Annotated in this window: 8 protein-coding genes; 1 reads left to right on the forward strand and 7 read right to left on the reverse strand. The window is 70.2% G+C overall.

What is annotated here, in order from left to right:
• Positions 1–104: 104 nt before the first annotated feature.
• The 5 genes from pdeM to V7Q42_RS20870 all read right to left on the reverse strand — a co-directional run bounded on the left by pdeM (position 105) and on the right by V7Q42_RS20870 (position 5,605).
• Entirely contained in the window at positions 105–851 is a 747-nt protein-coding gene (pdeM, locus tag V7Q42_RS20850) for a ligase-associated DNA damage response endonuclease PdeM (RefSeq protein WP_333826195.1), read from the reverse strand.
• Positions 848–3,409, reverse strand: coding sequence for a ligase-associated DNA damage response DEXH box helicase (locus tag V7Q42_RS20855; protein WP_333826196.1), 2,562 nt, complete (start codon positions 3,407–3,409; stop codon positions 848–850). The genes pdeM and V7Q42_RS20855 overlap by 4 nt, the downstream gene beginning before the upstream one ends.
• 178 nt (positions 3,410–3,587) lie before the next feature.
• Positions 3,588–3,941, reverse strand: a complete 354-nt coding sequence (locus V7Q42_RS20860) for a hypothetical protein (protein WP_333826197.1) — start codon at positions 3,939–3,941, stop codon at positions 3,588–3,590.
• A 142-nt stretch (positions 3,942–4,083) separates the two neighbouring features.
• A complete protein-coding gene (locus tag V7Q42_RS20865) occupies positions 4,084–4,446 on the reverse strand; it encodes a hypothetical protein (RefSeq protein WP_333826198.1) in 363 nt (120 codons plus the stop codon).
• 103 nt (positions 4,447–4,549) lie between these two features.
• Positions 4,550–5,605 (reverse strand): class I SAM-dependent DNA methyltransferase, encoded by a 1,056-nt coding sequence (locus V7Q42_RS20870; protein WP_333826199.1) that lies wholly within the window; start codon positions 5,603–5,605, stop codon positions 4,550–4,552.
• A gap of 280 nt (positions 5,606–5,885) precedes the next feature.
• Here V7Q42_RS20870 and V7Q42_RS20875 point away from each other — a divergent pair, with 280 nt between their 5' ends.
• Complete coding sequence (locus V7Q42_RS20875) at positions 5,886–6,170, forward strand: DUF6460 domain-containing protein (RefSeq protein ID WP_333826200.1); 285 nt, start codon at positions 5,886–5,888, stop codon at positions 6,168–6,170.
• Positions 6,171–6,380: 210 nt separating this feature from the next.
• On the opposite strand, the gene V7Q42_RS20880 is transcribed toward V7Q42_RS20875, so the two are convergent.
• Both V7Q42_RS20880 and V7Q42_RS20885 read right to left on the reverse strand, forming a co-directional pair.
• Positions 6,381–6,869: an Hsp20/alpha crystallin family protein gene (locus tag V7Q42_RS20880; protein ID WP_333826201.1), complete on the reverse strand. Its 489-nt coding sequence runs from the start codon at positions 6,867–6,869 to the stop codon at positions 6,381–6,383.
• Positions 6,870–7,076: 207 nt separating this feature from the next.
• Positions 7,077–8,924, reverse strand: a 1,848-nt coding sequence (locus V7Q42_RS20885; RefSeq protein WP_333826202.1) for a peptidoglycan-binding protein, incomplete at its 5' end; no start/stop codon positions are given.

An 8,924-nucleotide genomic window follows, 5' to 3' on the forward strand; every position in this document is an offset into this window, starting at 1 on the left:
CCGCGCACAGGTCTCCCTGATACCATCGGCCATTGAAAATGACCGATGGTATTCCCGACGCGAATTTCTCATGCCTCTGACGCAGATGAGAAATTCGCGTGTGTTCAAAGGCCGGGTGCGTCAGCACCTTCGGCCTTTGGTATGATCCGCCCGCCGACGATCGACGGCGCCGGGAAACGGTGCACCCGACCTTCGCCGACGAGATGGACGGTGAGCCGGCTCGGCTCGAACAATCCGTCGAAGGCGCGCGACGCGACGTCGAGGCCGCCGGCATAGGCGCCGTAGGCCGGCAGGATCAGCCGGTGCCCGTCGCCGGCGAAACAGTGCCGCCGGACCGTTCCCGCCGCCACCCGGACCCGCGCCGCCGGATGAAGATGGCCCGCGACCTCGCCGACCGCGCCGCGCCGCGGCTCGTGGCGGAACGTCAGCGCCCCGATCGAGATCTCTTCGACCCGTACGCCGCCGACGTCGCCGCGAGCCTCGGCATCGTGATTGCCGGCGATCCAGATCCACTCCCGACCCGACTGCAGGTCCGAAAGCCGTTCGCGATCCGCGTCGGCCATCCGCTCCGGCCCATGGTCGTCGTGGAAGGCGTCGCCGAGCGAGATCACCCGGTCGGGCAACGTCGCCGCGATGGTCGCCGCCAGGCGCGCGAGCGTCGCTCCGGTGTCGAACGGCGGCATCAGCGCGCCGCGCCGGGCGAAGGACGAGCCCTTCTCGAAATGCAGATCGGCGACGACCAGCGTCCGCGTCGCCGGCCAGAAGGCGCCGCCGCAGGGAAGCGCCACCAGCTCCTCGTCGAGGAGCCGGATGACGTCGCCGGGCGTGCGCAGGAGGATGGCCGCGCTCATCGTCCCGTCGCCTCCGCGATCAACTCGTCGGCCGCCTCGCGCAGCATCGCCTCCTCCGCCGAACCGGGCACCGACTCGCGCCCGATCTCCAGCATGATGGGTACCGCGAGCGGCGAGATGCGCGAAAGCCTTTCGTGCGTGAGGTGGAGGCGCACCCGCGCCAGCATGTCGGCCAGCCGCCGGATGTCGAGGAGGCCGCTCGCGGCATCCGCCCGCGTCGCCTCGATCAGCACGTGGTCGGGCTGGTGAGAGCGCAGCACGTCCCAGACGAGATCGGTCGAGATGGTCATCTGCCGCCCCGACTTCTCCTTGCCGGGATGCCGGCGTTCGACCAGACCGGCGATGATGGCGCAGTTGCGGAAGGTGCGCTTCAGAAGCGCACTGTCGTCGAGCCACGCCTCGAGATCGTCGCCGAGCATGTCCTCGTCGAAGAGTTCGTCGAGCGACGGGCGGCGCGCGGAGAAGGCGGCACCGAGATCGGTCGCCGCCCAGACGCCGAGCGCATAGTCGTTGCAGACGAAGCCGAGCGGCCTCAGCCCCATCCGCTCCATCCGCCGGGTGAGCAACATGCCGAGCGTCTGATGCGCCAGCCGCCCCTCGAAGGCGTAGGCGACCATGTACCAGCGTCCGCCGCGCGGGAAGGTCTCGATCATCAGTTCGCCCGGACGCGGCAGGCGCGAGAAGTCGCGCTGCAGCTCCAGCCACTCGCGCACCTGATCGGGCAGCGCCCGCCACGACGCCGGCTCGGCGAGGAGGCCGCGCACCCGTTCGGCGAGATGGGTGGAGAGCGGGAACTTGCCGCCCCAGTAGGAGGGGATGCGTGGGTCTTTGCCGTGCGCCCGCGCCACCAGTGCTTCCGTTTCGCGGAGCCCCAAGAAGCGCAGCACCTCACCGCCGAACAGGAACGTGTCGCCGGGGCTCAGCGTCTCGAAGAAATACTCCTCCATGTCGCCGAGGATTCGCCCGCCCATCCGCGCCACCGGCCCGGAGAGCTTGGCGACGAGCCGCACCTTGAGCATCGGCATCTCGACGATGGTGCCGACGTTGAGCCGCCAGGTCTGCACCACCTGCGGGTTCGCCACCCGCCAGGTGCCGTCCTTGGTGCGGCGGATCTTGGCGTAGCGCTCGTAGGCCTTCAGCGCGTAGCCGCCGGTCGCGACGAAATCGACCACCCGGTCGAATGTCGCCCGCGTCAGCTTCGCGTAGGGCAGCGCAGAGATGACTTCCGCATACAGATCCTCGTCACCGAACGGCGCCGCCACGGCGCAGCCGAGGATGTGTTGGGCGAGCACGTCGAGCGCGCCCGAGCGGATCGGCGGCGTGTCTTGAGCGCCGGCCCGATTGGCCTCGATCGCCGCCTCGCATTCGAGCACTTCGAAGCGATTGGCCGGCACCAGCAGCGCCCGGCTCGGCTCGTCGAGGCGATGGTTGGCGCGGCCGATGCGTTGGGCGAGCCGGCTCGCCCCCTTCGGCGCGCCGACGTGGATGACCAGATCGACGTCACCCCAGTCGATGCCGAGATCGAGGGTCGAGGTGGCGACCACCGCGTCGAGCCCGTTCGGCCCGCCGCCCGCCGCCATCGCCGCCTCGACACGCCGCCGCTGCGCCACGTCGAGCGAGCCGTGGTGGAGAGCGATGCGCAGGTTCTTGTCGTTGATCCGCCACAGCTCCTGGAACACCAGTTCGGCCTGCGCGCGGGTGTTGACGAAGACGATCGCCGTCTTCGCCGTCTCGATCGCCGCCAGAACCGTCGGCATGGCGTGGACGGCGAGATGCCCCGCCCAGGGTATGCGCCAGTCTTCGGGGTCGACCGGCTCCAGGATACGGACCTCCGGTGGCGCGCCGGCCGGGGCGGTGACGATGTCGGCCTCCGCCCGTGCGGCATCCGGCGTCTGCGCCACCAGCCAGGCGGCGAGCTCGTTCGGATCCTTGACCGTGGCGGAGAGCCCGACCGCGACCAGATCCGGGGCGAGGCGCCGGAGCCGGGCGAGATCGAGCGCCAGGAGGTCGCCGCGCTTGGAGGTGACGAGCGAATGCAACTCGTCGAAGACCACCCGTTTCAACGAGCCGAAGAGGTCCGGCGCCTCCGCCGACGACAGAAGCAGCGCCACCTGTTCCGGCGTCGTCATCAGGATGTCGGGCGGGTCGTACTTCTGGCGCTGGCGCTTGTGAGCGGGCGTGTCGCCGGTGCGCGTCTCGACCGTGATCGCGAGCCCCATCTCGGCGATCGGCGCCTCGAGATTGCGGGCGACGTCGACGGCGAGCGCCTTCAGGGGCGAGATGTAGAGCGTGTGGATGCCCTTGCGCCGCACCCCGCGACCGGTGACCGCCAAACGCGGCCGCTTCGCCGGATCGGCGAGGTCGACGAGGCTCGGCAGGAAGCCGGCGAGCGTCTTGCCGGCACCGGTCGGGGCGATGAGCAGAGTGGCGCGGCGATCGCGCGCCTTGTCGAGCATCGCCGCCTGATGCGGCCTCGCTCGCCAACCGCGCGCCGCGAACCACGCGGCGAAACGCTCGGGCAGGACGGTGTCGGCAGTGGTGGGTGGCGGCGTGCTCACGCCTCACACCTACCCGCCTCGCCGCATCTCGTCGAGGCCGTGGCGGGAGGGAAAAGACGAAGGGCCGAACCCGGGGGGAGGTTCGGCCCTGAAGTGAAGAACAGGGGGGTATCGATGGGGGTATCGATGCGATCACCGCGGACGGGCCGGGGCGTCCCGCCCGCGGGCGAGGCCGCTGTCAGTTGCAGTCCTTCCACTCGTACGGCTTGCCGTACATGTCGTACTTGATGATGGTGCGGCAGCGCGGCGCCGCCCGGCGCTTCACCACGTATTCCTCTTCGTAGACGCGCACCGGACGGCGGCGCACGACCACCGGTTCGTCCTCGTAGTAGTACTGCTGCTGCGACAGGGCGCTGCCGAGCATCAGGCCGCCGACCACGCCGAGAGCGGCGGCGCCACCGGGGCCGATCCCACCACTACGGTGATGGTGATGCCAATACCGCGGCGGCTGGGCATCGGCGGTGCCGATGGCCGTCATCGAGGCGGTCGCGAGCGTGACCGCGGCGAGAAGGGACGTTACGAGCTTCTTCATGGTCGTTCTCCGATTTCCCACGGCCGAGTAGATGCCGAGGCGGATCTTGCTGAATATTCTAGTCTCATCGTCCGGAACGGAAGCTGAGAGCCCCGTTCATCGAACGTTCAGATGGTGCGGCCCGCGGACGTTTCCATCCGGCTCACTGCGTGTCGTAACCCGGTGCGTTGCCGTTGGTTCCCTGGGGCCAGCGCCGGTCGCCGTCGAAGCGCCGGCCGCGCGGATCGCGAGCCGGGCCGTTGTAGAAGCGGCCACGCGGATCCGGGGTCGGTCTGCCGTAATAGCGCGGCGGATGGGCCAGCGGACGGATGTGACGCGGCGGCGGCGCCACGTAGACCGGCGGCGGGCGGCGATGGACGTAGCGGCCTTCGTCGTAGACGTAGGTGCTGCTCACGACGGGCGAAGCGGACGAATAATAGACCCGCTCCTCGGTCGTCTGGCAGCCGGCGAGACCCAGCGTGGCGAGGATCACGGTGGCGGAAAGAGCGGTCTTGGCGGCGATCATCTCGAACTCCGAAATCGGCGACGGTGGCGTTCCGGCGGAACCGCGTTTCGTCGACGGGAAGCATTCTCGTACGATCACCATGCACGCTGGCTGAGCGAGCCGTTCAGCCAGCGTTCAGCCGGACCGCGTCGCCTTCACGATCGTGTGAGACCGGCTCGGCCGTGGCGACATGCCCGGCCCGCCGGCGGACGAGGAGCGCCGCGTGGCCGGGGATGTCGGTCCCCCGATCGCGTCTGAGCAGCGTCGTCTCGACCGCCACGACGTCGAATCCGGTCGCCGCCGCGACGCGTTCCAGGTGGCTCGCCCGATGCGCCCAGCGCCGACTGGTCCGCAGAACCACCTCGTCCCCGACCTCGTCGTCGCCGACCGCCTCGGTGGTGAAGGCGAAGACCGCGCCGGGTGCGGCCACCCGCGCCGCGGCGGCGAAGACCGCGGAGAGGTCGCCGAGGTAGCAGAAGACGTCGGCGGCGGTGATCAGGTCGAGGCTCGCAGCTCCGCGCACCGCCATCGCAGCCACCGCGTCGCCGACCTCGAGGCCGTCGTAGAGCCCGCCGACCCGCGCCCGGGCGATCATCGCCGGGGCGAGATCGACGCCGTCGAGCCGGTCGACGCGGGTGCGGATCACCGGCGCGAGCAGCCCGGTGCCGCAGCCGAGATCGAGCGCCGCGGCGAAACGGCGTCCCGCGACGTGGGCGTCGAGCAGCCGTTCGATCATCTCCGGCCCGCGATAGCCCAGCGTCGCGACGAGGCTCGCCTCGAAGCGATCGGCATAGCCGTCGAAGAGATCGCGGACATGGGCCGGCGGCGGAGCCTCCGGCATCGCCCCGGCGCCGAGAAGGGCGAGGCGCAGCGTCGCGCCGCAACGATCGTCCGGATCGAGCCGCAGGGCTTCGCGGTAGGCCTCGGCCGCGCCCGTCGTCGCCGCGCCCCCCGTCGCCGCGGTCCCGATCGCTCCCGCTTCGCTCGTCGCCGCGGCCTCGCGGAATTCTCCGAGCGCGAACCACCCCGCCGCCCAACCCGGCACCAGTTCCAGCGCCTGCTCCATCAACTCCGCCGCCGCGCCCGCCTCGCCGGCTCCGGCGTAGTCGCGCGCCAGTTCGAGCCGCCGATCGGCGACGAGATCACCGGAGGAGAGGAGACGCGAGAAAGGAGCGGGCATCCGGGGGCTCGAAAGTGATACCGGAGGCCGGATAAGCTGACGCGCCCGGCCTCCGGAGGCACGCGAATTTCTCATTTGCATCATGGGCACGAGAAATTCGCGTCAGGAAGACCGTCGGTCGTTTTCGATGCCCGATGGCACGAGCGGCGCGGTTCGGCCGCCGGCGCTTCTCATTGCCCCGGAACGCGGTCGCGGTCCAGTGGTCACCCTCGACCCGGCCCCGGGCCCCGTGCTAAGTGCGGGGCGGCCGGACCTTGCCGGTCTCGAGGAGCCTCGCGCCATGGAACAGAACGCGCTGACGCGCATCACCGGCGGTTCGCCGCTGCGCACGTTGGTCTGGCTGCTGGTGCTTTCGATCGTCGTCGGCTTCGTCCTCGACACGATCGGGCTCGATCCCTTCGGCTTCCTGCGCCACCTGATCGCCAATTTCGATCGCTTCGTCGATTGGGTCGTCCACCTCGGCTTCGACGCGGTCCGCAATCTGATGCGCTATCTGGTGTGGGGTGCCGTCTTCGTCGTGCCGATCTGGCTGATCGTGCGCCTGACCGGCGCCCGCCGCGGCTGATCGCGCCATCGCCGCGTCTGACGGATACGAGAAGGCCGCGTCGCGAACCCCGCGGCGCGGCCTTTCTCGGAATGTCGGGCGAAGGCTCGCATCATCGGGCATCGAAGATGACCGATGATGTTCCTCACGCGAATTTCTCGTGCCTTTGATGTGAATGAGAAATTCGCGTGTCTCGGAGGCCGGGCGCGTGAGCGCTTCCGGCCTCTGGTATCAAGCCGCCTTCACCTCGATCTTCTTGGCGGGCACGGCGGTTTCCGCTTTGCGCGGAACCACCACCTTCAGCACACCCTTGTCGAACGTCGCCTCGACCTTGTCGTCGAGCGTGGCGAACGGCAGCGGGAAACGCCTCAGGTAGGTGCCGGAAGATCTCTCGACGAGGTGATATTTCTTCGCCTCGTCCTTCTCTTGCCGTTCCGCCTCGCGTTTCGCCTTCAGCGTCAGCACGCCGTCGGTGATGTCGAGTTCGATGTCCTTCTCGTCGATGCCCGGCAGTTCCGCCGTCATCTCGAGACCGGCGTCGGTTTCCGACACGTCCACCTTCGGGGTGAGGAAGCCCATTTCGGTCGTTGCCGGCAGGGTCCAACCCTTGGAGAATTCGTCGAACAACCGATCCATCTCGCGACGCAGATCGCCGAAAGGATCCGTTCCCCGGGTCGGCATCGAACCGAACCCGAACGGGATGAGCGATTTGATGGTCATGACCGACCTCTTGTTCCGGGACCTTGGATCGACGGCCCCGACTTCGTCGAAGCCGTGTGAAGGACATGGTGACGAGCATGCGCGCGTGCAAGGTCGACGAGCGCAGATCGAATACCTCGGCGAACACTCGTGATCGAGCTCACGCACGAAGACGAACGCCGCGGACCGGGAGGCCGCGGCGTCGCGATGTCTTCGCTCGTGCCGGTGTCAGAGCGACTTGCCGGCGAGGAGTTGCAGCAGTTCGCCGTCGATCTCGCCGGTCGGGGCCTGGCCGACCTTCTTCTGGAAGGCGACGATCGCCGCTCGCGTCTGCGAGCCCGACTGGCCGTCGAGCGCGCCGCCGTAGAGGCCGCGCGACTTCAGCAGTCCCTGCACCTTGAGGATGGTGTCGTGGTCGATCGCCAACGCCGTCTTGGCCGCCTCGCGCGGTTCGGCCCACACCTGCATCTCCTCGTTGGCCGCGCGGTCGAGCGGCTTCTGCACCCAGGTCTGAACCGCCATGCGGGCGGCCGCCAGATCGACCTTGGAGAGATGGGTCGCGACCTCGTTCTGCTTCTTGTCCGCCTCCTTGTCGCCCTGACGGGCGGCCAGCGCGAACCACTTGTAGGAGACGGCGAGGTCCTGCTTCACCCCCGAGCCGAGGGCGTGGATGATGCCGAGATTGAACTGGCTGTCCTTGAGGCCGAGATCGGCGGCCTTCTGGAACCACGGCAGCGCCGAACCGATGTCGCGGGCGTTGGCATGGAGGACGCCGAGGTTGTGCATGGCGCGGACGTTGCCGGCCTCGGCGGCGAGCGAATACCAGTGCTTGGCCTTCTCGCTGTCGCGCGCCACGCCGATGCCCTTCTCGAGCGCCACCGCCCAGCGGTACTGCGCCGGAGCGAGGCCCTGGTCGGCCGATCGGGCATACCATTCCGCCGCCGCTTTCGGGTCGGCGGCGATGCCGCGGCCTTCGGCGTAGCGCATGCCGATCTCGAAGGCGGCGCGCGGATCGCCGCTCGCGGCGGCGCGGCGCAGCTTCTCCGAGCCGATCTTGGCCGGCAGCGACGACACGTCCACCGACGTGGCGTCGGCGGAGCCGATCGACCCGGTGGTGGCGGGCGCGTCGAGCAGGCTCGCGTCCGGCATCGGACGGCTGAGCGACGAAGTGCGCTGCGTCGGCTGCGCCGAGAGCGGGGCCGCCCCGACCGGCGCCGGTACGGCGGTCTGCGGCGTCTCCATCGACACGGGACCGCCCTGAGTTCCGCCGGAAGCGCCGTCGAGCGCCGCGGTGCCGGGAGCGGTGGTCTGCGCCTTCTCCGGCGCCTGCGGAGCGGCCGTCGCCGTGGCCGGCGCGGCGGTGGTCGAGGGAGCGGCGGTCGAGGGAGCGGCGGTCGAGGGAGCGGCGGTCGGAGCCGGTGTGTCGGCCATTCGCGGCTGTTCGGTCGGCAACCGCTCGATCGACGTCTTGGCCGTGTCCTTCGGCTCGGCGACCTGCTGCGGAGCGGTGGCCTTCGGCACTTCGGCGGTCTCCGGGAGACCGCTCTCCTGGCCGCCGGGGATGAGACGGAGCGTGAGAACCGCCAACACCAGCGCGCCGGTGGCGAGCACCAGCGGCCGGCGGCGGTTCTTCAGAACCTGTCCGATGCGCGACAGGGCGCCCGAGCCGACGGCTTCCGCGACCGGCGCGGCGGCGCGGTCTTCCGGCCGGGCGGCCATCGGCGCCTCGGCCGAACCGGCGGCCGCCTGGGCGGCGCGCCGCGCCGCGGCGATGAAGTCGGCCTTGCGCGCCGCGGCGGAGGAGGGCTCCTTGTCGGAGCCCGGCATCGGCATCGGCGTCGGCTCGGCCTGGGGAAGGGCGGTCGGCTTCATCGACGCGGTCGGCGGCGTCACCATGGCGACGCGCGGCGCCGGCTTGCCGGAACCCGGTTCGAGCGGGCGGGTGTCCTCGCCGGCGCCGGTGACGAGCGCTTCACGCGCCCGGGCGATCGCCGAGGCGACACCCCCGGGGGCCGGTTGTACCGGCGCCGCCGGCGCTTCGGCCGTCGCGGCGGGCGGTGCGACCGGAGCCGCAGC

Source organism: Pinisolibacter sp., assembly GCF_036782435.1.
Lineage (GTDB): Bacteria > Pseudomonadota > Alphaproteobacteria > Rhizobiales > Ancalomicrobiaceae > CALBKH01.

What these genes read in the sequence shown, in the direction of transcription:
- V7Q42_RS20865 (WP_333826198.1), bottom strand. Translation starts at nt 4,446, where the DNA reads ATGATCGCCGCCAAGACCGCTCTTTCCGCCACCGTGATCCTCGCCACG.
- V7Q42_RS20870 (WP_333826199.1), bottom strand. Translation starts at nt 5,605, where the DNA reads ATGCCCGCTCCTTTCTCGCGTCTCCTCTCCTCCGGTGATCTCGTCGCC.
- V7Q42_RS20875 (WP_333826200.1), top strand. Translation starts at nt 5,886, where the DNA reads ATGGAACAGAACGCGCTGACGCGCATCACCGGCGGTTCGCCGCTGCGC.
- pdeM (WP_333826195.1), bottom strand. Translation starts at nt 851, where the DNA reads ATGAGCGCGGCCATCCTCCTGCGCACGCCCGGCGACGTCATCCGGCTC.
- V7Q42_RS20880 (WP_333826201.1), bottom strand. Translation starts at nt 6,869, where the DNA reads ATGACCATCAAATCGCTCATCCCGTTCGGGTTCGGTTCGATGCCGACC.
- V7Q42_RS20860 (WP_333826197.1), bottom strand. Translation starts at nt 3,941, where the DNA reads ATGAAGAAGCTCGTAACGTCCCTTCTCGCCGCGGTCACGCTCGCGACC.